The organism is Thermosynechococcus sp. PKX95 (assembly GCF_031583295.1).
Taxonomy (GTDB): Bacteria; Cyanobacteriota; Cyanobacteriia; order Thermosynechococcales; family Thermosynechococcaceae; genus Thermosynechococcus.
Window position 1 is genome coordinate 2,442,923 of sequence record NZ_CP134171.1, and the last position, 25,804, is coordinate 2,468,726.

Consider the following 25,804-nt stretch of genomic DNA (forward strand, 5'->3'; position numbering starts at 1 on the left):
AACTTTTGCTTTGGAGATTCTTAATTATTCTATAGGTTTGGGTTATCAATCTTTAGAGTTGTTTATAGGTTTCTAATCAGAGGCGCACAACTATAGTACTCTGTCTATTCAAAAACGATTGAGGATTATCTGAAATCAATTGAATGGCGTTCATGGGGGGCGATCGCTCTATTGTTTTTGCAAAAAAGGGGGTGGAATTTCTATGAGTCCGATCATTCAATGGTATCCCGGCCACATTGCTAAGGCAGAACGCGCCCTTAAGGAACAACTGAAACAGGTGGATGTGATCTTAGAAGTGCGGGATGCACGGATTCCCCTTGCCAGTTACCATCCCCAAATTCGTCAGTGGGCCAGTGGCAAACAATGCCTCTTGGTGCTCAATGGCATGGACAGGATTAGCGATCGCGATCGCCAGCAGTGGCTGACATGGTTTGAGACCCAAGGAGAAACCGTCTTTTTCACCAATGCGCAGCGGGGGGAAGGGATTCGCCAACTCCAACAGGCGGTGGTGCGGGCAGGGGCTGCCATGAATCAACGCCGTCAACAGCGGGGCATGCAAGTAAGAGCCGTACGGGCTGTGGTTCTGGGGTTTCCCAATGTGGGCAAGTCAGCACTGATTAATCGCCTTTTGCAGCAGCGGGTGGTCGAGAGTGCCGCTCGGCCGGGGGTAACCCGGCAACTGCGCTGGGTACGTTTGTCTCCCACCTTGGAACTTTTGGATGCGCCGGGGGTGTTGCCTATGAACTTCAAGAATCAAGAGGCGGCGGTGAAACTGGCCATTTGCGATGACATTGGCCAAGCTGCCTATGATCCTTGTCGGGTGGCGCCGATTCTTGTTGAGCTACTGCACCAGTTGGGACAGGCCGATCGCCTCAGCGATCGCTATGGTCTAGCCGTCACCGACACGGGTGAAACCTATCTTCATGATCTCGCCAGTCGCCGCTACCATGGGGACTTAGAACGGGCGGCTCGTCAACTTTTGCAAGACTATCGCCGAGGGTACTTGGGGGCGATCGCCCTTGAGCGTCCCCCTTTGCAAGATAATATGTAAGTATTTCTGCAATTTTAATTGCTGTGCCATGAAAACACTGATGATTACTGTGGGCAACCGACAGGTGGGCTGGCGGTGCAAAGACGGTATTGTGCGCAATTTTGGAGCTGATGGTGATCCTGCCCGTAAGGGGAATGCGCCACCTCACCTGAGTGAGTTGTACGAGGAATTTGGCATCCAACGGGGTTTTCATGATCCTGAGGCAAAGCACCGCCACAACGTGCGCTATTTAAGTGAAATCGTTTATCGGCATTGTCAAGCTAAGAATGACTTTTCACCCGTGGTTTTGCTGCTGGATGAGCAAATCTTGGCAGCACACTATGCCACGCCAACGGAACCTGCGGAGGTGATTCTCTGGGGAACAGATCAGCCAGAGTCGGTCGGCTGGCAATTTTACGCCATGGATACTTGCTGGTTGGCGCAGTTGATGGCAGGGGCGATTCGGCAGCGCTATCCCCACCTCAACGTCACGGTTTGGAACTGTCCGGTTGATGTGAATCAGAGGCAAGCCCTGTGGGACTTCACGGAAAAGCAGTTAGAGCAATATATTAAGCGTCTGCCAGAGAACGCGGCTGGCAATTGGCAGTTGCAAATTCAAACAAAGGGGTCTGTCCCTCAAATGGCAGATGCTTTGAACATGATTGCGGCAGTTCTCATGCGTCAGTATCCCGTTAGGAAAATTATCCCGACAGAGCCAAAACCGTTCTTTGATCCAAGCAATCAGTCTGCTCGCAGTGCTGAATTTCTTGAAGAGGTGTCTTTAGGTGAGGTCTTTTGGCCACTGGAACGCCAGCGGATTGCCACAGCATGGAAACGGGGCGACTTTACGGCTGCAAAGGCACTCCTTGAAGCCCATCGCGATCGCCATAAAGCGCTCTATCAGTTGGCCGATCGCCTTGCCTTAGCAACAAACTGGAGTATTCAAGATTTTCTCAAGGGAATTCAGGGGGAACGCTGGCTGGATCAAAAGCCTACGAAAGCAGTGACTCACAAAGCTCAACGGCAGCAGTGGCGCGAGGCGACGGTCAATCGTTGTCCCAATAGTGAAACGGCCACCAGCAAGTTCTTGAAAATTTGGGAATTTGAGCTATTGATTGATCTGAGCTTGCAGCAGGCGAACTATACCCTCGCCTTTATGCAATTTGCCCAGATGCTTGAACGGCTCCTGTTTTGGCGATGCGAACAGGAAGATTGGCGCACTCAGGGGCACTTAGGTGAGGAATTTTTGCAGGAGGGCAACTATCGTGATCCGACATTGGGGGTGCTGTGGCGAGCCTGGGCAAAAGCGGAGCAGCGATCGCCCGCTGATGACCTTGTTAAAAAGCTGGGGACGGTCAATGAATATCGCAATGGCGTTGTTCACCGCAATCGAGCGATCGGCCGTAAAGAGTTGACTCAGTTGGCCGGTGTTTCCCCAGAGACATCCCCAGCAGAAATTCATCAAGGGCTGTTAAATGTCCTTTGCCAAGTTCTCAATCAAGAACAAATGCCAGAAAAAGGGGTGGCGCGATCGCTCTACGAGTGGGGACTAGAGCAACTGAAGTAATCCCAATCCCAGCCTAAGCAGCAATCTCCACGCCAAAGACCTCTTGGAAGACTTTGCCCACCTTGTAGCCGGAGTCAATTGACTCAAGGGGATCCTTGCGCAGACGGTGCCGCAGACACAGGACAATCACTCGTGAAATATCCTCGACGGTAACATCCGTGCGTCCCTCAAAGGCGGCCAAGGCCTTGGCAGCGCGGTTGGTGACAATGTCTCCCCGCAGGCCATCCACATCTAGCTCGGCACAGACTTGGGAAATTTTCACCCGCAGTTCGTAGTCAATTGTGACACTCGGCAAGAGGGCTTGGGCAGCAACCAGCTTGGCTTGCAGCGCTTCCTGTTGAGCTTGGTATTTGGCCAAAAAGGCTTCGGGGTTTTGATCAAATTGCGATCGCTGCTCAACAATTTCTACCCGCAGGGTGGCATCCTTAACGGTGCGAATCTCGGCGTGCATGCCAAAGCGATCCAGCAGTTGCGGTCGCAGTTCCCCTTCTTCGGGGTTACCAGAGCCAACTAAGACAAACCGTGCTGGGTGACGAATTGAAATACCTTCGCGCTCAACGGTATTCCAGCCGGAGGCAGCGGCATCCAGCAGCACATCCACCAAATGGTCGTCGAGCAGGTTCACCTCATCCACATAGAGAATGCCGCGGTTAGCCCTCGCCAAAAGACCCGGTTCAAACGCTTTCACCCCCTCCGCAAGGGCTTTTTCAATATCAATGGTGCCGCAAACCCGATCCTCAGTTGCCCCCAAGGGCAGATCCACCATCGGCACTTTTTTCTTAATGGTGTGAAGGGGTTCACCCGCCGCCACCGCCACCTTCACTGCGTCGCTCATGAGATCGGGATCGTTAGGATGACTGTTGAAGGGGTCATCGGCCACCACTTCGATTTCCGGCAGCAGATCCGCGAGGGCGCGAATGGTGGTTGATTTGCCCGTGCCGCGATCGCCCATAATCATCACCCCACCAATTTTGGGGTCAATGACATTGAGCAACAATGACAGTTTCATTTCGTCCTGACCGACAATTGCCGTAAATGGAAAAACAGGCCGACGAGGGACAGCAGTCGCAGTCACAGGCATCACATCGCAAAAACAGCATTGATTATTGTGCCACATTGGGCTTGCGCTGCCACAGCAAAATTTTTCCGCAAAATCCTAGCCCTAGGTGGAGGAACTGTGATACCCTAAGTAGGAACAATTAAGGAGCTAGGCGCTCTCATTGCTTTTGCTCCATTACGTCCATGCAGGTTCTCAATTAGCAACAATCGCTGTGAACCCATCCAGTTATTTTACACCACTAATCAAGGCAGGGGCTTTGCGTACCCTTGGGGGACGTAGACCTCAGTTGCGAGCGGTTTCTCACGCCCGACTGTCCATTTTTGAATCGTGTTGTTTTTAAGCTGCCTAAGGGAGGTTTCTTTATGTCCGTACGTTTATATGTGGGCAATCTGCCGCGTGAACTGAGCCGCGAAGAGCTAGAAGCCCTATTTAACCAAGAAGTGGGCGAAGTGGGCACCACCAAACTAATTACCGATCGCAAGACTGGTAAGTGCCGCGGTTTCGGCTTTGTCACCGTTGAATCCGAGGAAGTGGCGGATCAGGTGATTGAGAAACTCAACGGCTACACCTTTAAGGACAATCCCCTCAAGATTGAGAAAGCCAACGAGAAGCCCAAATCTGAAGCTAAGGAAAATAAGGAAAAAGAAGAAACAGTGGCCGAAAAACCCACTCCCAGCAACCGCAATAATCGCAAAAATAATAAAAACAATGGGCGGCGTACCCCAGCCAATTCGGCGCCGGCTGAATATAGCTCCATGGATACCGAGGCGGCTCAACCGGATCCCCGCTGGGCAGATGCCTTAGCACAGCTTAAGGAACGGCTCCTCGCCCAAAGCAGCAACGCTTAAAGGTTTTAGGCAGTTTCTATGACGGTGGATCCCTGGCCATTTGTGACCCCGGGTATCCCCGATGATCTCTTTGAGCGCTTACCAGGTATTCCCCTCACCCAACGGGAAACGCGATTATTGATGCTTTCCTATTTGCGGCTTGAGCCGGACTCTTGTCTTTGGGATGTGGGCGCGGGCACGGGTACGATCGCTGTTGAGGCAGCACGCTTGGCGAAGCGGGGACAGGTGATTGCCATTGAACGGGATGAGGAAGTCGTTGATCTGATCCAACGCAATTGCGATCGCTTTGGCGTCAAAAATGTGCAAATTGTTGCTGGTTCGGCTCCAGATTGCTTTCCCCAGTTACGTCGCACCCCGCAGCGCATTTGTCTCGAGGGGGGGCGCCCGATTAAGGAAGTTTTGCTGCAAGCGTGGGAGTATCTTGCGCCCGGTGGTCGCTTGGTGGCGATCGCCAGCAGTTTAGAAAATCTCTATGCCCTCTCTGAAGGGTTCGCGACAGTCCAAGCCCGCAGCCTAGAGGTGGTGCAATCGGTCATCAATCGCCTAGAAACGCGGGGCGGCCACCAAATTTTTGCAGCAGTGGAACCGATCTTTATTCTCAGTGGCGAGAAAATTTCCTAATGGGCAGCGGGCAACTGTGGGTGGTGGGTACCCCCATTGGCAATCTTGAGGATATAAGCGCTCGTGCCCTGCGCATTCTCAAGGCAGTGGATCTCATTGCTGCGGAGGATACACGCCACACCGGCCGCCTGTTACAGCATTTTGGCATTACCACACCCCAAATCAGTCTCCATGAGCACAATACCCAACAGCGCGTGCCCCAACTGCTTCAGCGCCTAGAGGCGGGTCAACAGATTGCCTTGGTTAGCGATGCAGGGTTACCGGGGGTGTCGGATCCCGGTTATGAACTGATCACGGCCTGTATTGCCGCAGCCATTCCGGTCACACCGATTCCCGGCGCGAATGCTGCCTTAACAGCCTTAATGGCCGCAGGATTACCGATGAATCGCTTTTGTTTTGAAGGGTTTTTGCCGACTAAGGGGCGCGATCGCCAGCAGCGATTAGCAGCACTGAAACAGGAAACGCGCACAATTCTTCTCTACGAAGCCCCCCATCGCTTGCTGCAAACGGTAACAGAGTTACGTCAAATCTTGGGGAGCGATCGCCCCCTCGTCCTCGCCCGCGAACTCACGAAGCGCCACGAAGAATTTTGGCGGGGAACCCTCGGCACTGCCTGCACTTATCTACAGGAGCATCCCCCCCGTGGCGAATACACACTGGTTTTAGGCGGTGCCCCTGAACACTCTGTGGCCGTGAATCCCCATCATCTCGCGGACGAATTAGCGACACTTCTTAGCCAAGGCCTTTCCCTTACCCAAGCCAGCCGTCAACTGGCAGATCTCACAGGGCTTTCGCGGCGCGACATCTATCAACTGGGACTCCAGCTCAAACAGGCATCCCCTTGACTTTCCCCCTCAATGGCGGCGGCAACCCATCCACAAACTGGGGATAGACGGGGAGTCGTGGCACTAATTCCCATCCCCACGCCTGTAATTGTTCCCTTAGGGCTGTCACATCGGTATGGGGATAGTCGGGATTGACATGATCCAAGGGAACGATGCCCCCCAAATCGCGAGCGCCCGCGTTTAGGCACGCCCGAAAGACCTCTGGATCTGTGACGAGATTCGCAGGAATTTGAATCGTGATGTCTTCAGGCAAGAGCGATCGCGCCCAGTGTACCACGTTCGGTAATTGCCTCAGATCAAAGGGGGGCAACGCTGCTTCCTGTTGCTGGCCGGGACTGTGGGGCTGCAAAATCACCTCCTGAATATGTCCCCACCGCCGATGACACTCAGCAATGGCCGTGAGCGTTTCTGCCCAATCCTGCGGCTCTTCACCAATGCCCAAGAGCAAGCCCGTAGTGAAGGGAATACCCAGTTCCCCGGCCTGTTCCAGTTGGTGTAAACGCAGTTGCGGATCCTTGCTAGGGGCATGGCGATGGACGCTTTGCAACAACTTCGGTGTTAATTGCTCTAGCATCAGTCCCATCGAGACATTCACCGCCTTGAGAGCGGCCATTTCTGCTCGATTGAGGGGACCCGCATTGGTATGGGGCAGAAATCCCTGATCTAAGGCTAAGGCGGCTAGATCATAGAGACGCTCTAACCATTGGGAACGCTGGGGACTGTTGGGGGCAACTTCGCCACTGAGAATCAAAATTTCTCGCACCTGTTGGGGGTCAAGCCCTGCCAACTGTTGAGCCGCCGCCTCTAAACTCAACCAACCACTCGTGCCAATATCCTGACGGAAGTTGCAGTAGGTACAGCGATTAAAACACTCGTACGTCGGTACAAGAGTAAAAGCTGGACTATAGGTGATGGTGCGATCGCTCATGGAGACTCACGAAAAAGTGCTCTTATCTCAGCACCACTGCGTTCAAGGAGATAATTTCTCAATAACGGGCGATCGCGAACACGTAGAGGGCATGGCCTGCCAATAACGTTAACCACACCAGCGTTACCGTTGGCATAAAGGGTACTGCCGTGGGTTGCACCTGATGCCAAAACCAGCCACCAGAGTTAAAAGCAGCAAAAAGGGCAACATGAACCGCAAAATTCATGCGATCGTCCAAACGGCGATAGCTCGGATCACGGCGATCGGGCTTACGGGGCCAACGGGGAGGCATATAGAGCGTACCTAAATCACTTCCAGCTCGTCGGGGTGCAAATGAGCAATGAACTTGGGACTAAACCGCACCTGAATCGGGTAGTTGGGACTAATGGGACGGCCCTGCCAGTCGCTGAGAATGGCGAAAATCTCTCCTTCCATTCCTTGAATGTCAAAGGGCTGATTGCGGTGATCAGGGTGGTGATAGACGATGGTAGGGGTCTTAACGCGTACCCGCAGGCCTACACTTAGGGTTGGTTGCTCTACAACGCTCATTTGCTTGTTGTTCTCCTGGACCGGCAAGGGTTTTATTTTTATCGTCGCATACGGATCGGCAAGGGCGATCGCCCTAGGACAATTGAACATCAATTGTTACCATTGCCGCCCGACCTCTGTCAGTTGGCAGAGGAGATCATCGGATGACCGAGGGAGTTGCCATTGGCGCTTATTGTCATTGGTGGCATGAGGAGTAGAGAGCGCACTTGATGGCGTTTTTTGGGGCTGAGGTATTCCTGCTGGACGGAGCGCCAAGTTTGCCACTGGCGTGTTTGCTCAAGGGCAATCATTTCTGCGAGGCAAGGAGAGGCTTGGCGAAGATTGAGTCCAAGTTGGGTACGGAAAAAGTCATGGAGGACAACGCCATCGTGAAGTGCGCCTAGGAGTTCTTGCAACTGAGCAAAGGCATCTACCTGTTCAGTGAAGGTGTCTCCATAGACACTGCTAAAGAGTTCCATTTGGTAGCGTACCCGCTTGGTTTGCTTGCGTAGATCGTGGAGATCTTCACCCGCTGTTTGCAGCCACTGGGGCGGGTTACTCACCGCAAGGAAAAGGGGGCGATCGCCCTGCCATTCAATGGCCACTTGCCACCCCGGATGCAGCAACAGTTGACACACCAAGGGCAACAAAATATCTGGGGCAATCAGTTCTGTGGGTAAGTTAGCAATCTCACGATATTGAGGGGCAGCTAGCCATTCTTCTAGCCCCTGTTGCAATTTGCGATAGCGATCGCTGCGCAGCAATTGAAGGGCTTTTTGTAGCAGTTCTGTCCGTTGCTTTTCGAGTTTTTTGATCAGTTTTGCCAGTTGTTGTTGCTCAGGGCGAGGTAGGTGAGGGTAATACTGCTCCTTGAGCGCCAGCATCATCACATCCAAATCCCGTACGGGACTGAGACTGCCGGCGATCGCCCGCACCCGTTGAATGGAGACTCCCTTGGGCAAACGTACGGTATTACAAAACACTTCCAGAGCCGTTCGCAGGCGGCGCAAACCTACCCGCATCTGGTGAATTGCCTCAACATCGCGATCGCGAATCACCCCCGGCTCGTGTTTGCTAATTTTGCGGTAGTACTTTTCAAAAGCGGCGTACGCGATATGCCCTAGGGTTTCCATAAGACCCCCTCCCTGCTCAACGCCTAAAGGAATACCACTATTAAATTAACGTTTATTAACCAAGGTTACTTTTATCTTAATTTTAACTTAACCATAGTTGTGGCCGAATCATGGCTCAGCAAAAAAAGCCCCGCTCGATCAGAACGGGGATCAGTGAAATCAGTGAAGTAGTTCAGTAAGAGCGGAACAAAAAATTGGGAAACTTAGGCAGCCGCTAGATTTTTAGCAACAAAGTCCCAGTTCACCAGTTGGTTGAGGAAGTTATCAATGAAGTCTGGACGGCGGTTTTGGTAGTCGAGATAGTAGGCGTGCTCCCAAACATCAATCGTCAGGAGGGGCACTTGACCGTGAACCAAGGGGTTTTCGGCATTGGGGGTTTTGGTCACTTTCAGCGTACCCGCTTCGAGCACCAACCATGCCCAGCCACTACCAAATTGGGTCGCCGCTGCATTTTTGAACTGGGACTTGAACTCATCGTAGCTACCAAAGGCACTGTTGATCCGGGCGGCCACATCACCCGTAGGAGCGCCACCGCCACCGGGCTTGAGGCTATTCCAGAAGAAGGTGTGATTCCACACTTGAGCCGCATTGTTGAAGATGCCCACCTTGGCAGCATCGCCATAGGTCATGCGAATGACATCTTCAAGGGATTTGTCAGCGAGTTCCGTATCTTGAGTCAGTTTATTGAGGTTGTCCACGTAGGCTTTATGGTGCTTGCCATAGTGAAATTCAAAGGTTTTCGCAGACATCCCATAGGGTTCAAGGGCACCCGGATCAAAGGGAAGGGGTTCTTGTACAAATGCCATAGTGCTCAATACCTCTCTAAAGGTGATGCAGGTTTAGGCTACTAGAGATCAGTCATCGCCAAAAGGCACCTAGCAGCAGTGCCCATCGCCTAATTAACAATTCGCAATAATTATATCATCCTCCTTTCCGCTTCAGAAAAGAGCTGTCTCGCAGCATGATATGTTCAGAGGGGTTCTTGGGTCTTGGGTTCTATGGTTGCTTCTGTCCTTCGCCTCGATCAGGTTTTGATTCCTGAGGATGCCCCGATTCGCTTTGGTACCGATGGCTGGCGCGGCATCATTGGCGCTGAGTTTACTTTTAACCGTTTGCTGCGGGCAGCCAAGGCAGCAGCGGCAGTGCTCCATCAAACCTATGGCAAGGGCACAACGCCTCGGATCATTGTGGGCTACGATCGCCGGTTTTTAGCGGAACAGTTTGCCGCAGCCGTTGCCCAATTACTGGCGAGCCAAGGCTATGAGGTGTGGCTTTCAAATTGTGCGGCGCCAACCCCCGCCTTTAGTTGGGCTGTCAAAGCCGAGGGAGCCATTGGCGGCTTGGTAATGACGGCAAGTCACAATCCCGCCATCTATGCAGGACTCAAGGTGAAGGGCGCCTTTGGTGGCTCCGTACCCACGACCGTCACCCAAGCCATTGAAGCGCAGTTAGCTCAGGGAGAGCCGCCACCCGTGGGTGAGGCCAAAACAGACTATCAAGCCTTTGATCCGTGGCCCAGCTATTGTGCGGCCTTGCGCACTCATGTTGATCCAAGACCCATTCGTGAGGCGATCGCCAGCGGTAAGCTGCGGATCTGTGCCGATGTTATGCATGGGGTGGCCGCAGGAGGGCTAGAGCGCTTGTTGGATTTAGCGATACCAGAGTTTCGGCGCGATCGCGATCCCCTCTTTGGGGGAGGTGCTCCTGAACCCATTGGCCGTTATTTAACCGCAACCCAAGAGCAACTGCGACAACAACACAGTGCCACCCCAACAGTGTGTTTCGTCTTTGATGGGGATGCCGATCGCCTAGCAGTCATTGATGGCGAGGGGGTGCTGTACACTGCCCAAGAAATTATTCCCATCTTGATTGATCATCTGGCACAACACAGTAGCTACCGAGGGGCTGTGATCAAATCCATTAGCAGTTCTGATCTGGTGGCGCGAGTGGCCGCCCACCATGGTTTAGCGGTGATTGAAACGCCCATTGGCTTTAAGTACATTGGCGATCGCATGCTGGCAGGGGAAGCTGTCCTCTTAGGTGGTGAAGAATCGGGGGGAATCGGCTATGGCCATCATCTTCCTGAGCGAGATGCCTTACTCTCAGCACTGTACCTACTACAAGCCCTAGTGACATCTGGCTTGAGCGTAGGGGAATACTATCAACAGTTGCAGGCAACGACGAACTTTTACAGTGCCTACGATCGCGTTGATCTCACCCTCGCGTCCTTAGCGCAGCGACAACAACTAGAAGCAATCCTAGCAGCGCATCCCTTCACCCAGATTTTGGATAGCCCCGTGAGCCACTGGGAGAGCATTGACGGCTACAAGTTTCATCTAGCTGATGGCGGTTGGTTACTGATTCGCTTTAGCGGCACCGAACCCCTGCTACGCCTCTACTGCCAAGGGAAAACGCCTGAAGAAGTGCAGCGCATTTTAGAATGGGCAAGTCAATGGGCAGTTGCAGTGGCTAGCTAATCGTTAAAAAAAAACAATCGTAATGGACAACGCATCATGCCACTAGACCCATCCAGCCCAAATTCCCCTGCCACCGGTGCCCGTTCGCCCCTTTCCCTATGGACAAAACTTGCCTTTGGCGCCGGTGATCTCGGAACCGCCATCACTGCCAATTTACAGGTGTTTTTCCTGATGGTGTTCTTGACCAATGTGGCTGGCCTCAATGCGGGCTTGGCAGGCAGTGTGTTGATGATTGGCAAAATCTGGGATGCCATCAATGATCCGATCATCGGCTACCTCAGCGATCGCACCCCTGTGGGCAAGTGGGGACGCCGCCACATCTGGATGATCCTAGCAGCCCTTCCCTTTGGCATTTGCTTTTTCTTGAACTGGTGGGTACCAACGACGGATCAAGGGTTGCTCTTTGGCTACTACGTTCTCATGGGTCTCCTCTTTAACACGTTTTACACCGCAGTCAACCTACCCTACAGCGCCCTAACACCAGAACTAACAGAAGACTACAACGAACGTACTAGTCTGAATAGTTTTCGCTTTGCCTTTTCCATTGGCGGCAGTATTGGCTCACTCCTATTGGCGCAAATTCTCTTCCAAGTCATTCAGGAACCCAAAACTCAGTACATTGTCCTGGGGGGCATTGCCGCTGTATTATCTGTGCTGCCCATCTATTGGTGTGTCTGGGGCACACGGGGACGGGTGCGCGAGTTTGAACGGCATACCCCCAGCAGTGGCCAAAGCCCTTTACCCTTGAAGACGCAACTGCGGTTGGTCTTTAGCAATCGGCCCTTCCTATTCGTGATGGGCATTTACCTCTGTTCTTGGCTGGCGGTGCAAATTACTGCCTCACTGATTCCCTTTTTTATTGGCGATTGGTTGCAAATGTCCCCCGCTGAATATACGCAAGTGGCGCTGGCGGTGCAATCGACGGCGATGATCATGCTTTTTGTTTGGAGTGCCGTGAGTCGGCGTATTGGCAAGAAGGCGGTCTATTACATGGGCATGGCACTGTGGATGATTGCCCAAGCTGGCTTGTTTTTATTGCAGCCGGGACAAACAACGCTGGTCTATATCTGCGCGATTCTGGCGGGGTTTGGGGTTTCAACGGCCTACCTTGTCCCTTGGTCAATGATTCCCGATGTGATTGATCTCGATGAACTCAACAGTGGCCAGCGGCGGGAGGGGATCTTCTATGCCTTTATGGTGCTACTGCAAAAAATTGGTCTTGCCTTGGGGTTATTTCTCGTCGGTCAGGCCTTGCAGTGGGCAGGCTACCTCTCCAGCGTTGCCGGTGAACCGCGCCCCGTTCAGCCCCCCTCGGCACTGTTGGCAATCCGCATTGCCATTGGACCGCTACCGACTTTTTTTCTCATTATTGGCATTGTTTTGGCCTACCTCTATCCGATTACGCAAGCGGTACACCAAGAGATTCTCTTAAAGCTGCACGCTAAACGGCAAGGAGAGGCTAGTGCATGAAGGGCTGGTACGTGGGCGATCGCGCTTTTGTTTGGGGGGAGCGCACCTACATCATGGGGATCTTAAATATCACCCCTGACAGTTTTAGCGATGGCGGTGACTTTTTTAATCCCGCCAGTGCCGTTGCCCATGCCTTTGAGATGGTGGCGGCAGGGGTTGATGTCATTGATATCGGCGGTGAGTCCACCCGTCCGGGCGCCAGTGAAGTGCCCATTAGTGCTGAGTTAGCGCGGGTGTTGCCCGTGATTGAGGGCATCCGTCAGCAGTCGCAGATTCCCATTTCCATTGATACCACCCATGCGGTGGTGGCGCGCGCAGCGGTTGAGGCAGGGGCGAATATTGTCAACGATGTCTCCGGCGGGCAGGCGGATCCGGAAATGTTTGCCACGGTAGCGGCATTGGGGGTGCCCTATATCCTCATGCATCGGCGGGGAACGCCAGCCACCATGCAGCAATTAACAGACTACGGGGATTTGATTGGTGATTTGCTTCGCTATTTTCAGGAACAAACGCAGCGGGCAGTTGCCAGCGGCATTCCCCCCGAGCATCTGATGATTGATCCCGGTATTGGCTTTGCCAAAACCACGCCCCAGAATCTCACCCTTTTACGAGAACTGCGACAATTTCACAGCCTTGGCTATCCTCTCCTGCTGGGGCCATCGCGCAAACGCTTTATTGGTGACGTGCTGAACCTGCCCAATCCTAAAGACCGGGTTTGGGGTACTGCAGCGGTCTGCTGTCATGCCATTGCCCAAGGGGTCGAGATGGTGCGTGTCCATGATGTGGCGGCCATGGTGCAGGTGTGTCGGATGGCCGATGTGCTCTGGCGATCGCCCTAGGGAGACTCAAGCCACTTGAGGACACCCACCGCTATGAGAAAAAGACTCGCCAAGCCCTCTAAATAAGGGCCAAAGCGCAAGGGGGTTTGTTCGCGGAGTTGCTGCCCCAACCAAAAGCCACTACCAATGCAGACCCAACTGGTTACTGTACTCGCTATCACAGCACTAGCGATCGGTAACTGTGCCAAACCCGCAGCTACCCCTGTAGCAAAGTTTGTGAGAGTCAATGCTAAACCCAACAGCAGCGACTGGTAGAGCGTGAAGTCATAGGCATAGTCAAGAATTGGTAATAAGTTCGGCTTTGTGGTTTTAGAGGGATGATTCAAGTTGAGCCAGACTCCCCCCAGTGCCGATGCCCCCATGACTATTAGTAAGCCACTGCCAAGCCGCTGTGTCCAAATCAACGGCACATACTGCTGTACCCACCCACCCAACCCCATGGCCAAAAAGGTACTGCTACCCGAAAGAGCCGCAATCAGGACATTCCCCAGCCAACTCATACGATAGCGGCGCAGACCATAGCTAACGGCCACGCTAAAGTTATCCATATTGGTGGCAAAACCAAAGAGTAGGGAGGCGATCGCGACTGGGAGCATTGGAACTTCTCAAGAATTCACCCTGAGCATAAGCGATTTCTAAGGACAAAGGCACCTGTTAATTAGGATGGTCTGGCGGGGCGATCGCAAATTTTCTGGGTGGATGCATATCCCTAACAACAGCAATGGATAACCAGATGTACACCCTTGCGAGGTGATCCCATGAATCTTCTCCAAGAACTCCTACAAACCGTTGAAATTGGCACTCCCCAAACCTTTGGTGGCATGACGCTGTTTCCCCTGCTGCACGCGATCGCGGCAGAACCCGACTATTGGACGCTGACGGAAGCAATGAACCAAAACCTGCTGAAGATTACCGAGGTGTCTGAAGGGGGGCATGTGCCTGAACTCCTGTGCCATAACTGGAGCGATCGCTCGGTACTGCTTGTGGATGGGGAAGAACTCGTCGGTGCCAAGCAAAACCGTATTCTTAACCTCACAGTACTGGTGCCCGCCCACACTGATCTGAAAATTCCCGTTTCCTGTGTTGAACGGGGTCGCTGGCACTACCGCTGCCGTGAGTTTGCCGCTGCTGATCGCGCCTACCATGCCACAGGGCGCGCCAAGAAACTCCGCTATGTTACAGAGTCGTTGAAACGCAGGGGAAGCCGCCTTGCTGATCAGGGGGAAATCTGGGCGGATGTCGATGACCATCTGCTTTTCTTTGCTTGCAAGTCCGCCACCGATGCCCTCGCTGATGTTTATGAAAAAGAAGCCCACTCCCTCGATGAGTACGTCCAAGCATTTCGGGCGATCGCCCAGCAGATTGGTGCGCTTTTCGTCGTGCACGGTCAAATTTTGGGCTTGGAACTCTTTGACTTCCCTGCTACCTTTGGCAAACTGCTCCCCAAATTCAGCCGCAGCTACGGCCTTGAAGCCCTGAAACCCTCTCTTTCTCACGGTTCAGAAGTCACAACTGCCGATGCTAAAACCTTTTTGACGACTGTGGCGGCTGCAACGGCTGAAACCTTTGAGGCCTTGGCCGAAGGCACGGATGTGCGGCTCACCCATCCCGAAGTCATTGGTAGTGCCCTTGTAGCCAAGGGGCGAGTAGTGCACTTGAGCGCCTTTCCCACCGAGATCACCCAGTCCAAACGCCGGCGGTCAGGTTGGGAAATTTAAGTCCTAGGGACAATTGCTGCGCCCCGGTGCCGGCACACACAACTCCCATTCCGCATTGAAGGGTTCGTAGCCGAGAGCCACCCCCGCCCGTTCTGCTTGGTAGCGCACCTCCTCAAAGCAGTCAAAGCCATCGGGGCGCACGGCAATAATAATGTACTCGCGATCGCGCTGACGGCGGAGATTGGCCAACAAAATGGCCAGTGGCGAGGTCGGTTTGGCCAGATCTGCTGCCCGCACAAGCACCTTTCGCGGATGAATGATCACCCCCTCGCGACGGCACTCTAGATAGCGGGGGGTACGCCCGTCATTTTGGGCATTTTCCCGTGCCAAAATTTGCACATTGGTACGTTCTCGCCCAAGGCTGCTGGCACTGATGACCACCACTAACAGGATCAGCGTGCCAATGGTGCAGGCCAAGATCGACAGGAAGGGAAATAAGTCCAGTTGTAAATGGTGGGATTGACGCCGCCGCACAGCCTGATGCCTTACATAATTTTGGGCACACGGAAAAAGTCATCCTCGCGATCCGGGGCGATCGCCAGCAAGTCCTCCCGATTTGGCCAAGGCTCCAACACGTCGGGACGGGTTACATTACTGACTTCAATCGCACGGGTCGTCGGTGGAATATCCGTGACATCCAGTTCCCTGAGTTGATTCACATAGTCGAGAATGCGATCCAATTGCTGGGTGAGGGCTTCAATTTCGCTTTCCTCAAGGGCGAGGCGAGCCAAGTGAGCCACCTTGCGCACATCCTCTGTGGTAATAACTTTTGTTGCCATGGGTAATCCCTTAGAAATAAACATCCATGCTGGAGCGACCCGTGGTCTTCAGCCAGTTTTGCGCCTCGATATAGTTATTGGGCGCCAGTTGAATCGCCCGTTTCCAGTAGTCTGCGGCGCGATCGAAGAGTTGTTCAGCCTCCTCGGAGCGCTGTTGCTCCTCTGCCTGTGTGCCCAAGTAGTGGTAGATCACCGCAATATTATTGAGGGCTTGGGGCATGCGGGGATTGAGTTCAAGGGCTTGGTGATAATACTCTAGGGCTTTTTCATGATCGCCGTTACTGGCGTGGATCAGGCCAATGTTGTAGAGAATGTAGCTGCGATCGTTGGGGTCTTCCTCTAGTTCTAGGGCTGCTTGGTAGTTCTCCAGTGCCTCAGCATATTCCCCGTCCGCTTGGGCAGACATGCCATCGCGATAATAGGCAAAGGCGGTTTTTGACTGCGAACTGGTGGGCAAGACCTTGAGAATGAGGTCAGCCATGACCGTAAAGGTTTTGTCAATAAAATTGTCGTTCCGTTGCGATCGCGGCATAGGGCTTCCTTGAACGGCCTCTTGCCTAGTGTATCAAAAGCACCCCCAGCGATCGCACCCCTAGCCAATGCCTAAGATTTGTAGCGTTCCACCAAGAAGCCCCTAACCCAGACCTAAGATCGTCATACAGCCCTTTTCTTGAGATGTGGCGTGTACGAATGAGGAGAGCATCCTATCCTCCAGCAGTTTTGACTGTTTTCAGCGTGTGCCATCCTTGGGAAAAGGGCTGTAGTGGCCATCCGTGCCTTGATGCTCACCAGATGTTGGGAGTTTGAGATTTATGATTGAAAATATTCTATTGGCAGACTCAGGAACTGGACAATCCGAACAAATGCTCAAGTCGCTGATGGAGTTGCCAGCGATTCAACGCGCTGCCGTCACTGTTTTGCACGTGATTCCACCGAAAATTACTGCCGAGGAGATGGCCGAACAACGTCAAGCGGGTGCCAAACTCCTAGCGGAAGCCGTTGCCCGACTGCATCTTGACCCCGTCATTAGTGTCAATACCATGCTGCGGGAGGGGGATCCCAAAGATACCGTGTTGCACGTGGCCGATGAAATCAATGCCGACTTAATCATCATGGGATCGCGGGGACTCAAGCGCCTGCAATCCATTCTCGAAAACTCTGTCAGCCAGTATGTGTTTCAACTGTCTTCCCGACCGATGTTGCTGGTGCGCGATGACCTCTTTGTGAAGAAAATCAACCGCATCATGGTAGCGCTCAATAATTCTGCTGCAGCCAAGGCCTCCTTGGACTTAGCCGTGCGCCTAATAGAGGGGGTCAAGGGGGGCAAACTCATTCTTGCCCACGTCAATCCCGACCTCAAGGGTCATGCTGATACCCCTAGCACGGCTGCTGAAAAAGATCCGATTCTCTCGGAAGCCGCAACGGTGGCCAAGCAGCGGGGTGTGGAATACCAGTGTGTGCTAACCACTGGCAAGCCCGGTGAAGAAATCTGCCGCATTGCTGCTGACACCAATGCCGATCTCCTCGTTCTGGGTTCCCCGGATCGGCGTCCGTCCATCGCTCGCAGTTTACCCGACTTGGATCGCCTTTTGGGCACCTCCCTTTCTGACTATGTGCGGGTCTATGCCGAGTGCCCCGTGCTCTTTGTGCGACAATCGGAGGCGTAGTCTGGTCTGGCGACGGTGACCTTTTTCGATGATCTGCGCTGGCAGGGCGATCGCCAGTGGCGACAATTGGGTGAAGCCCTTGAGTACAGCTTTCTCCAACTCTTTCGCCAGCAAACGGAGCCATTTTGGCAGGACTCCCCCTCCTTAGAGGCATGGCTACGCTGGTTCTTGCAAGGGGTCTTGCTCGTTGGCCTTGGACTCGCCCTCTATTTCCTAGGGCGCAGCCTGTGGCGATGGTGGCAGCGGCGATCGCGATCCTCCTCAGCAACACTGGCTTCTACCCTTGAGGAGCGCCCCAGACCCGTACGGGAATGGTTAGAACTCGCCCAAAGCCTACAATTGGCGAGAGACTACCGAGGGGCCTGCCGTGCCCTCTACATGGCCTTGCTCTATCGGTTGCAGGAAGCGGGCTGGCTACGGCTACAGCCCCACTGCACCAATGGCGACTATCTACGGGAATTGGAGCGACTCTTTCAACTGGGGGAGCGATCGCCAGCCGTGCGGCGGAGTATTCAGCACCTCTTTCAAGTTCACAGTCGCAGTTACTATGGCGCCGAAGCGGTGGATGCCCAAACCCTAGCCACCTGTCAAGCCGCCTATTTTGAGGTGGAACCCTTCCTGCGGGAGCGCCAGCAATGATCGCGATCAACCGTCGCCAGTGGTTTTTCCTCGGCTTCGCTGTCCTTGTGCTGTTGGTGGTTGGTCTCCTGATTTTGGCGGTGGCGCCCAGTAGCCGCGCTGGCTCCTCCTTTGATCCCTCCCCTTGGGGCACGCAGAAATTTTATGCCTATCTGGAGCAGCAGGGGTTCCAAGTGGCGCGTTGGCAGCGGGACTATGCCAACCTCAAGGGTGAGGGGCACGTTTTCATTCAAATAAGTAGTCGTCCCATTGGCTGGTCACCGCCTCTTTTGGAGTGGCTGGCTCAGGGCAATACGCTGGTGCGCTTTTACTGGCATGGGGAACCCACCGCAGCCCCCTTTGTACAGCGCCTCTCCACTCCTCAGGGCAAGGTGTTGATTGAAACGCGCCGCCGCGTCCCCCGTCAGCGGGGCGATCGCCCCCTGCTCAAGGATGATCATGGTTCAATTGTCTATCTCAGGCAAGCCACTAGTCCCCAGAACCATGGACAACGAATCCTTGGGGTCTATCCTTGGCTGGTGGCCAATGTCTATGGCGGTGACCCCCCCCTTGCGAACTTTGCCGTTGTGGCCGAGATTTTGCAGAACGTGGTTACGCCGGGGGCAACGATTTACTTTGATGAATGGCTCCACGGCTATCGCCAACGCTCCCCAGAGGATGTGGTCAGGGAGACAGTGCCTCAAACCCTCTTCGACTACTTCAGTCGTACCCCTTGGTTGGCGGTGGGGTTGCAACTTGCCCTCTTGGTTCTCTTTTTGCTATGGCAGCAAAGTCAACGTTTTGGCCCACCCTTATTGGAGAAAGAACCCGTCTCCAGTAATAGTGCCGCCTACATTGAAGCACTAGCGGGCGTTTTGCAACGGGCACAGCAGCGGACGTTTGTTCTAAAACAGCTTCAGGATCGTCTCCGCTATGATCTGGCAAACCAATTAGGCCTTGCAACCACTGCTGCCGATCTGCCCAAGGATGCTGAACTCCTACAAGCTTGGCAACGCACCACCGGGCGATCGCCCGAACTCCTGCAAGATCTCTTCAGTGTGACCAACAGCCTCGACGATTCTCAGTTACTCAGGTGGCTAGAGCAGGCCGCCAGTGTTGTGCAGGCTCTGCAAACGGTTGACTAGTCTAATTGACCCCATCAGCAAGCCTCACCTAGCTTTTGGGCTTTGTCTTCACACACACGGGTCCATAGACAAGGGTTTGGCAAGCCAAGCGATAATTCTCTGGCTTACGGCGGAGCTTGCGTTCTTCCACTGGTGTGCGGGGGGAGAGGTTTTCCATACCCTCGACGATCTCAACAATACAGGTGCCACACTGGCCATAGCCCCCACAATTAAAGAGCTTGCCCTTGAGGGTATAGAGGTCAACCCCCGCTTCCATTGCTTTTAAGCGCAGATTCGCGCCGTCGGCAGCAATCACTTCTTTGTTTTCGTTAACAAACTTAATATTTGTGCCCACAAATTCAGCTTTGCTTGCCATAGGAACCGACGCTAGTTACCATTCTTAATACATTCTCATTTTGGCAGAAAAACTGCCCAACCGTAGCTGAAGTTACGGGTAAATTGGCCGTTAAACTCTTAGTAGGGAAGCGGTTGTTACCGTGATCCGGCTGCTTAATAAAATTTGTTCATGCAAACGCTAAATTTTTGTATAGGAGGAGCGTAGTCAATGGGACTACCCTGGTACCGAGTCCACACTGTCCTGATCAACGATCCAGGACGGTTGATTGCCGCCCACCTGATGCACACGGCATTGGTCGCCGGTTGGGCAGGGTCGATGGCTCTTTATGAGCTAGCTATTTTTGATCCCAGTGATCCCGTTCTCAACCCAATGTGGCGGCAGGGAATGTTTGTCTTGCCCTTCATGGCACGGTTGGGGGTCACGGGGTCTTGGAGCGGTTGGAGTATTACTGGCGAAACAGGGATTGACCCTGGTTTTTGGAGCTTTGAGGGGGTTGCCCTCGCTCACATCGTCCTGTCAGGTCTGTTGTTCTTGGCGGCCTGCTGGCACTGGGTCTATTGGGATTTGGAACTCTTCCGCGATCCTCGCACCGGTGAGCCTGCCCTCGACTTGCCGAAAATGTTTGGCATTCACCTGTTCCTTGCCGGTTTACTCTGCTTTAGCTTTGGTGCTTTTCACCTGACCGGTCTCTTTGGTCCTGGGATGTGGGTCTCTGACCCCTATGGCTTGACGGGCAGTGTCCAGCCTGTGGCACCCGAATGGGGACCCGATGGCTTTAATCCCTACAACCCCGGTGGTGTGGTTGCTCACCATATCGCCGCAGGCATTGTCGGTATTATTGCTGGTTTATTCCACCTGCTGGTACGTCCACCCCAACGGCTGTACAAAGCTCTGCGCATGGGGAATATTGAAACGGTACTCTCCAGCAGTATTGCTGCCGTCTTCTTTGCTGCCTTTGTTGTTGCCGGCACGATGTGGTATGGCAGTGCCACCACGCCCATTGAACTCTTTGGGCCGACGCGCTATCAGTGGGACAGTGGCTACTTCCAACAGGAAATTAACCGCCGTGTGCAGGCCTCCCTCGCCAGTGGCGCCACCCTTGAAGAGGCTTGGTCAGCCATTCCAGAGAAACTGGCCTTCTACGATTACATTGGCAACAACCCCGCCAAAGGTGGTCTCTTCCGTACTGGCCCGATGAACAAAGGGGATGGCATTGCCCAAGCTTGGAAAGGCCATGCCGTCTTCCGCAACAAAGAGGGTGAAGAACTCTTTGTCCGTCGCATGCCTGCCTTCTTTGAAAGCTTCCCCGTCATCCTCACCGATAAGAATGGCGTTGTCAAAGCCGACATTCCCTTCCGGCGTGCCGAGTCGAAGTATAGCTTTGAGCAACAAGGCGTGACCGTCAGCTTCTACGGTGGTGAATTGAACGGCCAAACCTTCACCGATCCACCCACCGTCAAGAGCTATGCCCGTAAAGCTATCTTCGGTGAGATCTTTGAATTCGATAAGGAAACCCTCAACTCCGACGGGATTTTCCGCACCAGTCCCCGTGGCTGGTTTACCTTCGGCCATGCAGTGTTTGCCTTGCTCTTCTTCTTTGGTCACATTTGGCATGGTGCCCGCACGCTGTTCCGCGATGTCTTCTCTGGGATTGATCCCGAACTGTCGCCGGAGCAAGTGGAATGGGGCTTCTACCAAAAAGTGGGCGATGTCACCACTCGTCGCAAAGAAGCTGTCTAGTCATTCCTAGGGGACTACTATGGAAACCATCACCTACGTTTTCATCTTTGCCTGCATTATCGCGCTGTTCTTCTTTGCCATCTTCTTCCGTGAGCCTCCTCGGATCACCAAGAAGTAGCCTCTGATCCATCAGCGAATAGGTCTTTAATACTTGCCGATCGCCCCTGCGGTCGGTTTTTTGATTTTTATGTGATGCTCAAGAGATGATGCCCGCCAATTCTCGAATCTGTCGCTCCTGAAGCCACAGTTTCTGCTAAAGTCTGTATGGCAAGGTGGGATGGCCAAGTTTGTTGTCTGTGAATTGTTAAGGAGAAACCTCTGAGTACCCGAGTCATCATTGTCCGCCACGGTGAAAGCACGTTTAATGTCCAAGAGCGGGTGCAAGGTCACAGTGATGCTTCTTCGCTCACGGAACGCGGTCGTTGGATGGCAGCCCAAGTGGGTCTCGCTCTACAGGGCATTCCCATCCGCAAGATTTACACCAGTCCCCTGAAACGGGCAAAGGAAACCGCAGAGGGCATCCATGCTCAGCTCCAAGACCCGCAACTCAAGCCACCCCATTCCCTTGATTTACTCAAAGAGATTGCGCTGCCCGCTTGGGAAGATCTGCCCTTTGCCGAAGTGAAGGCACGGTTTCCCGAGGACTATCGCCGCTGGCAGGAAGCCCCAGAAACCTTGATGATGAAAATCACCACGGAGAGTGGCCAAACCCAGGAGTTTTTTCCGCTATTGGATCTCTACGATCGCGCGGGCATGGTTTTGGAAGCGCTGCTGACGGCTCACGAAAATGAAACGATTGTCATTGTCGGCCACAGCGGTATGAATCGTGCCCTGATTTGCACGGGTCTCGGCTTGGGGGTCAAGGGCTATTTACGGCTCCAGCAGGCCAATGGCGGCATTAGTGTCCTCAATTTCAGCAATGGCTTGCGGCAACCCGCACAACTAGAAGCCCTCAATCTCACGAGCCATCTCAATGATCCTTTTCCGCAACCCCGTTTCAAGGAGCAAACGCTGCGCATCTTTCTGGTACGCCATGGTGAAACGGACTGGAATCGCGAGGGACGCTTCCAAGGGCAAATTGATGTGCCCCTGAATGAAAATGGCCGTGCCCAAGCGGCGGCGGTGGCCGAGTTCCTCAAGGAGGTGCCCTTTCACCATGCCTTGAGTAGTCCCCTACGGCGGCCCAAGGATACGGCCTTGGCGATTTTGCAGTATCACCCTGATGTCGAGCTAGAGCTAGAACCAGCCCTTGCCGAGATTAGCCACGGGGATTGGGAGGGCAAGTTTGAACCGGAGGTGGCGGCGGCCTATCCGGGGGAACTGGAACGCTGGCGCACCACCCCGGCTCTAGTGCAAATGCCCAATGGGGAAAACCTCGAACAGGTGCGCGATCGCGTGGTTAAGGCATGGGAAGAGTGGCTGAAGCGCTGGAAAACCAATGCTCCCACCCCCCACAATGTTTTGGTTGTGGCTCATGATGCCACTAATAAGGTCTTGCTCTGCCACATTGTTGGCCTAGGCATTGAAAACTTCTGGCTCTTTAAGCAGGGCAATGGCAGCGTCACGGTAATTGACTATCCCCTCAAGGGCGGTCTGCCGCGATTGCAGGCAGTGAATATCACCACCCATTTGGGGGGCGTGCTGGATCGGACGGCGGCGGGAGCCTTGTAGGCGATGGTGTGGCGACTGTTGCAACAGGTGCGGCTGCTGGATCCGGTCAACCGCCAAGATTATCGCGCCGATGTGCTGCTGGCGGCGGATCAATTGGTGGCGATCGCCCCCCAAGAGGTACCTGCTGACGCCGAAATCATTGATGCCTCAGAATGGGTGTTGGCTCCCCCCTTGGTAGATCTCTATAGCCACAGTGGTCAGCCGGGTTATGAGGCGCGAGAAACCCTTGAGACACTCTTGGCCGCTGCCGCTGCCGGTGGGGTGCAGCATTTAACCCTCTTACCGACTACAAACCCCGTGATTGATGATCCTGCCGTCTGGCAAGGGCTGCAGCAGGAGATACCGCGGACGACTTGGTCACAGGTACGGGCTTGGGGGGCACTCACCCAAGGATGCCAAGGGACGGCTTTAACCGATTTAGCGGAACTGGCCGCCAGTGGGGTAGTTGGCTTTTGTGATGATCGGGGGTTGACCCATTGGCCTTTGGTGCAGCGGGCACTCACCTATGTCCAGCCCCTAGGCAAACCCGTTGCCCTTTGGCCCTTTGACCCGGCCTTGGCCGCCAATGGGGTGGCACGGCAAAGTGGGGTAGCCACTCGTCTCGGATTGGTGGAGCAACTGGTCTGCTGTGAAACCATTCCTCTATTGGCGATTTTGGAGCTGGCCCGCACCGTCTCAACCTCAATTCACCTCATGCGCCTGTCAACCGCTCGCAGTGTCGAGATTCTTGCTAAGGACAAACCTGAACAGGTCAGTGCCAGTGTGTCGTGGTTACATTTGCTCTTTACGGTTGAGGATCTAGCCAGTTACGATCCGCATCTGCGCCTTGACCCGCCCCTAGGAACGGCCAGCGATCGCCAAGCCCTGATCGAAGGACTCAAAACGGGGGTTATTGAGGCGATCGCCATTGACCACACCCCCTTGCTCTATGAAGAAAAAATGGTTTCCTTTGCCGAGGCACTCCCCGGTGCCATTGGTCTCGAATTAGCCCTACCCGCCCTCTGGCAGGAACTGGTTGCCAAGGAATACTTGAGTGCCCTTGACCTGTGGCATGCCCTCAGTACGTCACCGGCGCGGATTTTGAGCATTGAGCCACCCCGCCTCGAACTGCACAGTCGCCACTTTGTGCTTTTTGATCCGACGGTGACTTGGACAGTGACGCACCAAAGCCTGCGATCGCGCGCTCGCAATACGCCCTTTTGGCAGCACTCCCTGCGGGGTCAATTAGTGCCCTTTTCACCCAGCATCAACTCTGGCCGCACCCACTGATCAAATTCCTCAGCCGTAAGATACCCCAATTCCACCGCCGCTTCCTTCAGGGTTTTACCTTCGCTGTAGGCCTTTTTCGCGACGGCTGCTGCCTTGTCATAGCCGATGTGGGGGTTCAAAGCCGTCACCAACATGAGCGATCGCTGCAAATGGCGCTGAATTTGCTCCCGATTGGGTTCAAGGCCGATTAGACAAAACTCAGTAAAGGCTTGACCGGCATCACTCAGCAGTTCAATGGAACGCAGCACATTGTGAATGATCAGGGGCTTATAAACATTGAGTTCAAAATTTCCTTGACTGCCCGCGATGCCCACTGCGGCGTCGTTGCCCATCACTTGCACACAGACCATTGTTAGGGCTTCACATTGGGTGGGGTTGACCTTACCCGGCATAATCGACGACCCCGGCTCATTAGCAGGTAAGATCAGTTCTCCTAGACCACAACGGGGGCCTGAAGCCAGCCAGCGAATGTCGTTGGCCATTTTCATCATTGCTGCGGCCAAGGTTTTCAGGGCACCACTGAGCATCACCAAGGGATCATGGGCGGCCAAGGCAGCAAAGGGGTTCTCGGCTTTGCAGAAGGGATACCCCGTCATTTGGGCTAATTCTGCCGCCACGCGATCGCCAAAACCGGCGGGGGCATTCAAACCCGTCCCCACGGCCGTACCGCCAATGGCGAGGGGATACAGATGCTGGAGTGCGTACTCAATATGGGCTTGACAGGCTGCAATTTGACTGGCGTAACCCGAGAATTCTTGGCCAAGGGTGAGAGGCACGGCATCCATCAAGTGGGTGCGGCCAATTTTAATAATGTCGGCAAAAGCGGTGACCTTTTCCTGCAATACGGCCAGTAAGTGCCGCACCATCGGCAGCAGTCGCTCCTGCAGCTCAATCACTGTGGCAATATGCATCGCCGCCGGAAAGGTGTCATTAGAAGACTGGCTACAGTTCACATGGTCATTGGGATGAATTGGCGTTTTGCTCCCCTTCACCCCCCCCGCCAGTTCAATGGCACGGTTAGCAATCACCTCATTTACATTCATATTGGTTTGGGTACCACTGCCCGTCTGCCAGATGGAGAGGGGAAACTGATCATCCCAGCGCCCTTCAATGACCTCATCGGCCGCTTGCATAATCCATGCCGCTTTATCGGCAGCTAAAACCCCGAAATCGCGGTTGGCGATCGCGGCTGCCTTTTTCAGCCGTGCCATGGCATGAATAACCTCGAGGGGCATGCGCTCGTGACTGATGGGAAAATACTTTAGGGAGCGCGCCGTCTGGGCACCCCAGTAGCAGTCCGCTGGTACCTCAATGGCGCCGAGGGAGTCGTATTCTAGGCGAGTTGCAATTGTCATGATTCGTCATACCGAGGGGGAAAACCCATCTCTCATCATTGCAGAAGAAGAGCCAATGCTTACCTTAGACCTATCAGAGATAGAGTGGCAACAACTGAAATAGTCTAAGTCAATATTCCGAGTCAGAGAACTTAGCGTCGGGAAATTTGGCTGGGAATG

Annotated in this window: 28 protein-coding genes; 16 read left to right on the forward strand and 12 right to left on the reverse strand. The window is 53.9% G+C overall.

Annotation, left to right across the window (positions count from 1 at the left end; genetic code table 11):
- Positions 1 to 202: 202 nt before the first annotated feature.
- Complete coding sequence (gene ylqF, locus RHH81_RS11965) at positions 203 to 1,051, forward strand: ribosome biogenesis GTPase YlqF (protein ID WP_310743102.1); 849 nt, start codon at positions 203 to 205, stop codon at positions 1,049 to 1,051.
- Between the two features lie 28 nt (positions 1,052 to 1,079).
- A complete protein-coding gene (locus RHH81_RS11970; protein ID WP_206200364.1) occupies positions 1,080 to 2,597 on the forward strand; it encodes a hypothetical protein in 1,518 nt (505 codons plus the stop codon).
- A 13-nt stretch (positions 2,598 to 2,610) separates the two neighbouring features.
- Here the strand turns inward: RHH81_RS11970 and bchI are convergent, their stop codons facing one another.
- On the reverse strand, positions 2,611 to 3,678 hold the full coding sequence (gene bchI, locus RHH81_RS11975) for a magnesium chelatase ATPase subunit I (RefSeq protein WP_302678408.1): 1,068 nt from the start codon (positions 3,676 to 3,678) through the stop codon (positions 2,611 to 2,613).
- Positions 3,679 to 4,019: 341 nt separating this feature from the next.
- Between bchI and RHH81_RS11980 the strand changes: the two genes are divergently transcribed.
- The 3 genes from RHH81_RS11980 to rsmI are packed head-to-tail and all read left to right on the forward strand — an operon-like array spanning position 4,020 to position 5,971.
- Entirely contained in the window at positions 4,020 to 4,505 is a 486-nt protein-coding gene (locus RHH81_RS11980) for an RNA-binding protein (RefSeq protein ID WP_206200366.1), read from the forward strand.
- A gap of 18 nt (positions 4,506 to 4,523) precedes the next feature.
- Positions 4,524 to 5,126, forward strand: coding sequence for a precorrin-6Y C5,15-methyltransferase subunit CbiT (gene cbiT, locus RHH81_RS11985; RefSeq protein ID WP_206200367.1), 603 nt, complete (start codon positions 4,524 to 4,526; stop codon positions 5,124 to 5,126).
- Positions 5,126 to 5,971, forward strand: coding sequence for a 16S rRNA (cytidine(1402)-2'-O)-methyltransferase (gene rsmI / locus RHH81_RS11990; protein WP_206200368.1), 846 nt, complete (start codon positions 5,126 to 5,128; stop codon positions 5,969 to 5,971). Before cbiT ends, rsmI begins: the two co-directional genes overlap by 1 nt.
- Here the strand turns inward: rsmI and cofG are convergent.
- The 5 genes from cofG to RHH81_RS12015 form a co-directional block, all read right to left on the reverse strand.
- A complete protein-coding gene (cofG, locus tag RHH81_RS11995; RefSeq protein WP_302677417.1) occupies positions 5,952 to 6,899 on the reverse strand; it encodes a 7,8-didemethyl-8-hydroxy-5-deazariboflavin synthase subunit CofG in 948 nt (315 codons plus the stop codon). The genes rsmI and cofG overlap by 20 nt on opposite strands.
- A 58-nt stretch (positions 6,900 to 6,957) precedes the next feature.
- A complete protein-coding gene (locus tag RHH81_RS12000; RefSeq protein ID WP_149819801.1) occupies positions 6,958 to 7,191 on the reverse strand; it encodes a hypothetical protein in 234 nt (77 codons plus the stop codon).
- Between the two features lie 11 nt (positions 7,192 to 7,202).
- Positions 7,203 to 7,448 (reverse strand): ferredoxin-thioredoxin reductase variable chain, encoded by a 246-nt coding sequence (locus RHH81_RS12005; protein WP_302677416.1) that lies wholly within the window; start codon positions 7,446 to 7,448, stop codon positions 7,203 to 7,205.
- Positions 7,449 to 7,567: 119 nt separating this feature from the next.
- Positions 7,568 to 8,560: a CHAD domain-containing protein gene (locus tag RHH81_RS12010; RefSeq protein WP_310743103.1), complete on the reverse strand. Its 993-nt coding sequence runs from the start codon at positions 8,558 to 8,560 to the stop codon at positions 7,568 to 7,570.
- 203 nt (positions 8,561 to 8,763) lie between these two features.
- A complete protein-coding gene (locus RHH81_RS12015; protein WP_149819807.1) occupies positions 8,764 to 9,366 on the reverse strand; it encodes a superoxide dismutase in 603 nt (200 codons plus the stop codon).
- A 192-nt stretch (positions 9,367 to 9,558) separates the two neighbouring features.
- Here RHH81_RS12015 and RHH81_RS12020 point away from each other — a divergent pair, with 192 nt between their 5' ends.
- From RHH81_RS12020 to folP, 3 genes are read left to right on the forward strand one after another with little or no spacing between them, the layout of a single operon-like run.
- Positions 9,559 to 11,037, forward strand: a complete 1,479-nt coding sequence (locus RHH81_RS12020; protein ID WP_302678410.1) for a phosphoglucomutase/phosphomannomutase family protein — start codon at positions 9,559 to 9,561, stop codon at positions 11,035 to 11,037.
- A gap of 36 nt (positions 11,038 to 11,073) precedes the next feature.
- Complete coding sequence (locus RHH81_RS12025) at positions 11,074 to 12,507, forward strand: MFS transporter (RefSeq protein ID WP_310743104.1); 1,434 nt, start codon at positions 11,074 to 11,076, stop codon at positions 12,505 to 12,507.
- Positions 12,504 to 13,346 (forward strand): dihydropteroate synthase, encoded by an 843-nt coding sequence (folP, locus tag RHH81_RS12030; protein WP_206200373.1) that lies wholly within the window; start codon positions 12,504 to 12,506, stop codon positions 13,344 to 13,346. Before RHH81_RS12025 ends, folP begins: the two co-directional genes overlap by 4 nt.
- Here the strand turns inward: folP and RHH81_RS12035 are convergent.
- Entirely contained in the window at positions 13,343 to 13,942 is a 600-nt protein-coding gene (locus tag RHH81_RS12035; protein WP_310743105.1) for a hypothetical protein, read from the reverse strand. The two genes, folP and RHH81_RS12035, sit on opposite strands and share 4 nt — an antisense overlap.
- Positions 13,943 to 14,104: 162 nt before the next feature.
- Here RHH81_RS12035 and RHH81_RS12040 point away from each other — a divergent pair, with 162 nt between their 5' ends.
- Complete coding sequence (locus tag RHH81_RS12040) at positions 14,105 to 15,064, forward strand: ARPP-1 family domain-containing protein (protein ID WP_310743106.1); 960 nt, start codon at positions 14,105 to 14,107, stop codon at positions 15,062 to 15,064.
- 3 nt (positions 15,065 to 15,067) lie between these two features.
- On the opposite strand, the gene RHH81_RS12045 is transcribed toward RHH81_RS12040, so the two are convergent.
- The 3 genes from RHH81_RS12045 to RHH81_RS12055 are packed head-to-tail and all read right to left on the reverse strand — an operon-like array spanning position 15,068 to position 16,375.
- The gene (locus RHH81_RS12045) at positions 15,068 to 15,538 is read right to left on the reverse strand and encodes a hypothetical protein (RefSeq protein WP_206200376.1); all 471 of its coding nucleotides are present in this window, start codon (positions 15,536 to 15,538) and stop codon (positions 15,068 to 15,070) included.
- An 11-nt stretch (positions 15,539 to 15,549) separates the two neighbouring features.
- Entirely contained in the window at positions 15,550 to 15,843 is a 294-nt protein-coding gene (gatC, locus tag RHH81_RS12050; protein ID WP_206200377.1) for an Asp-tRNA(Asn)/Glu-tRNA(Gln) amidotransferase subunit GatC, read from the reverse strand.
- A 10-nt stretch (positions 15,844 to 15,853) separates the two neighbouring features.
- On the reverse strand, positions 15,854 to 16,375 hold the full coding sequence (locus tag RHH81_RS12055; protein WP_149819824.1) for a photosystem I assembly protein Ycf3: 522 nt from the start codon (positions 16,373 to 16,375) through the stop codon (positions 15,854 to 15,856).
- A 280-nt stretch (positions 16,376 to 16,655) separates the two neighbouring features.
- On the opposite strand from RHH81_RS12055, the gene RHH81_RS12060 reads away from it, so the two are divergent.
- The 3 genes from RHH81_RS12060 to RHH81_RS12070 are packed head-to-tail and all read left to right on the forward strand — an operon-like array spanning position 16,656 to position 19,273.
- Positions 16,656 to 17,510, forward strand: coding sequence for a universal stress protein (locus RHH81_RS12060; RefSeq protein ID WP_310743107.1), 855 nt, complete (start codon positions 16,656 to 16,658; stop codon positions 17,508 to 17,510).
- A 15-nt stretch (positions 17,511 to 17,525) separates the two neighbouring features.
- Positions 17,526 to 18,149, forward strand: a complete 624-nt coding sequence (locus RHH81_RS12065; RefSeq protein WP_310743108.1) for a DUF4129 domain-containing protein — start codon at positions 17,526 to 17,528, stop codon at positions 18,147 to 18,149.
- Complete coding sequence (locus RHH81_RS12070; RefSeq protein ID WP_206200380.1) at positions 18,146 to 19,273, forward strand: DUF4350 domain-containing protein; 1,128 nt, start codon at positions 18,146 to 18,148, stop codon at positions 19,271 to 19,273. The genes RHH81_RS12065 and RHH81_RS12070 overlap by 4 nt, the downstream gene beginning before the upstream one ends.
- Before the next feature lie 28 nt (positions 19,274 to 19,301).
- Here the strand turns inward: RHH81_RS12070 and RHH81_RS12075 are convergent, their stop codons facing one another.
- Complete coding sequence (locus RHH81_RS12075; protein ID WP_206200381.1) at positions 19,302 to 19,628, reverse strand: 2Fe-2S iron-sulfur cluster-binding protein; 327 nt, start codon at positions 19,626 to 19,628, stop codon at positions 19,302 to 19,304.
- Between the two features lie 189 nt (positions 19,629 to 19,817).
- Here RHH81_RS12075 and psbB point away from each other — a divergent pair, with 189 nt between their 5' ends.
- The 4 genes from psbB to RHH81_RS12095 all read left to right on the forward strand — a co-directional run bounded on the left by psbB (position 19,818) and on the right by RHH81_RS12095 (position 24,290).
- Positions 19,818 to 21,350: a photosystem II chlorophyll-binding protein CP47 gene (gene psbB / locus RHH81_RS12080; protein ID WP_149819834.1), complete on the forward strand. Its 1,533-nt coding sequence runs from the start codon at positions 19,818 to 19,820 to the stop codon at positions 21,348 to 21,350.
- A gap of 19 nt (positions 21,351 to 21,369) precedes the next feature.
- The gene (locus tag RHH81_RS12085; RefSeq protein ID WP_011057371.1) at positions 21,370 to 21,468 is read left to right on the forward strand and encodes a photosystem II reaction center protein T; all 99 of its coding nucleotides are present in this window, start codon (positions 21,370 to 21,372) and stop codon (positions 21,466 to 21,468) included.
- A gap of 260 nt (positions 21,469 to 21,728) precedes the next feature.
- Positions 21,729 to 23,021 carry a histidine phosphatase family protein gene (locus RHH81_RS12090; RefSeq protein ID WP_310743109.1) on the forward strand — a complete coding sequence of 431 codons (1,293 nt, stop codon included), beginning with the start codon at positions 21,729 to 21,731 and terminating at the stop codon, positions 23,019 to 23,021.
- A 3-nt stretch (positions 23,022 to 23,024) separates the two neighbouring features.
- The gene (locus RHH81_RS12095) at positions 23,025 to 24,290 is read left to right on the forward strand and encodes a dihydroorotase (protein ID WP_310743110.1); all 1,266 of its coding nucleotides are present in this window, start codon (positions 23,025 to 23,027) and stop codon (positions 24,288 to 24,290) included.
- On the opposite strand, the gene fumC is transcribed toward RHH81_RS12095, so the two are convergent.
- Complete coding sequence (gene fumC, locus RHH81_RS12100; RefSeq protein ID WP_310743111.1) at positions 24,242 to 25,645, reverse strand: class II fumarate hydratase; 1,404 nt, start codon at positions 25,643 to 25,645, stop codon at positions 24,242 to 24,244. The genes RHH81_RS12095 and fumC overlap by 49 nt on opposite strands.
- Between the last annotated feature and the right edge of the window lie 159 nt (positions 25,646 to 25,804).

Coding starts and splice junctions, on each gene's coding strand:
- ylqF (WP_310743102.1), top strand. CDS start 203: ATGAGTCCGATCATTCAATGGTATCCCGGCCACATTGCTAAGGCAGAA.
- RHH81_RS11970 (WP_206200364.1), top strand. CDS start 1,080: ATGAAAACACTGATGATTACTGTGGGCAACCGACAGGTGGGCTGGCGG.
- bchI (WP_302678408.1), bottom strand. CDS start 3,678: ATGCCTGTGACTGCGACTGCTGTCCCTCGTCGGCCTGTTTTTCCATTT.
- RHH81_RS11980 (WP_206200366.1), top strand. CDS start 4,020: ATGTCCGTACGTTTATATGTGGGCAATCTGCCGCGTGAACTGAGCCGC.
- cbiT (WP_206200367.1), top strand. CDS start 4,524: ATGACGGTGGATCCCTGGCCATTTGTGACCCCGGGTATCCCCGATGAT.
- rsmI (WP_206200368.1), top strand. CDS start 5,126: ATGGGCAGCGGGCAACTGTGGGTGGTGGGTACCCCCATTGGCAATCTT.
- cofG (WP_302677417.1), bottom strand. CDS start 6,899: ATGAGCGATCGCACCATCACCTATAGTCCAGCTTTTACTCTTGTACCG.
- RHH81_RS12000 (WP_149819801.1), bottom strand. CDS start 7,191: ATGCCTCCCCGTTGGCCCCGTAAGCCCGATCGCCGTGATCCGAGCTAT.
- RHH81_RS12005 (WP_302677416.1), bottom strand. CDS start 7,448: ATGAGCGTTGTAGAGCAACCAACCCTAAGTGTAGGCCTGCGGGTACGC.
- RHH81_RS12010 (WP_310743103.1), bottom strand. CDS start 8,560: ATGGAAACCCTAGGGCATATCGCGTACGCCGCTTTTGAAAAGTACTAC.
- RHH81_RS12015 (WP_149819807.1), bottom strand. CDS start 9,366: ATGGCATTTGTACAAGAACCCCTTCCCTTTGATCCGGGTGCCCTTGAA.
- RHH81_RS12020 (WP_302678410.1), top strand. CDS start 9,559: ATGGTTGCTTCTGTCCTTCGCCTCGATCAGGTTTTGATTCCTGAGGAT.
- RHH81_RS12025 (WP_310743104.1), top strand. CDS start 11,074: ATGCCACTAGACCCATCCAGCCCAAATTCCCCTGCCACCGGTGCCCGT.
- folP (WP_206200373.1), top strand. CDS start 12,504: ATGAAGGGCTGGTACGTGGGCGATCGCGCTTTTGTTTGGGGGGAGCGC.
- RHH81_RS12035 (WP_310743105.1), bottom strand. CDS start 13,942: ATGCTCCCAGTCGCGATCGCCTCCCTACTCTTTGGTTTTGCCACCAAT.
- RHH81_RS12040 (WP_310743106.1), top strand. CDS start 14,105: ATGAATCTTCTCCAAGAACTCCTACAAACCGTTGAAATTGGCACTCCC.
- gatC (WP_206200377.1), bottom strand. CDS start 15,843: ATGGCAACAAAAGTTATTACCACAGAGGATGTGCGCAAGGTGGCTCAC.
- RHH81_RS12055 (WP_149819824.1), bottom strand. CDS start 16,375: ATGCCGCGATCGCAACGGAACGACAATTTTATTGACAAAACCTTTACG.
- RHH81_RS12060 (WP_310743107.1), top strand. CDS start 16,656: ATGATTGAAAATATTCTATTGGCAGACTCAGGAACTGGACAATCCGAA.
- RHH81_RS12070 (WP_206200380.1), top strand. CDS start 18,146: ATGATCGCGATCAACCGTCGCCAGTGGTTTTTCCTCGGCTTCGCTGTC.
- RHH81_RS12075 (WP_206200381.1), bottom strand. CDS start 19,628: ATGGCAAGCAAAGCTGAATTTGTGGGCACAAATATTAAGTTTGTTAAC.
- psbB (WP_149819834.1), top strand. CDS start 19,818: ATGGGACTACCCTGGTACCGAGTCCACACTGTCCTGATCAACGATCCA.
- RHH81_RS12085 (WP_011057371.1), top strand. CDS start 21,370: ATGGAAACCATCACCTACGTTTTCATCTTTGCCTGCATTATCGCGCTG.
- RHH81_RS12095 (WP_310743110.1), top strand. CDS start 23,025: ATGGTGTGGCGACTGTTGCAACAGGTGCGGCTGCTGGATCCGGTCAAC.
- fumC (WP_310743111.1), bottom strand. CDS start 25,645: ATGACAATTGCAACTCGCCTAGAATACGACTCCCTCGGCGCCATTGAG.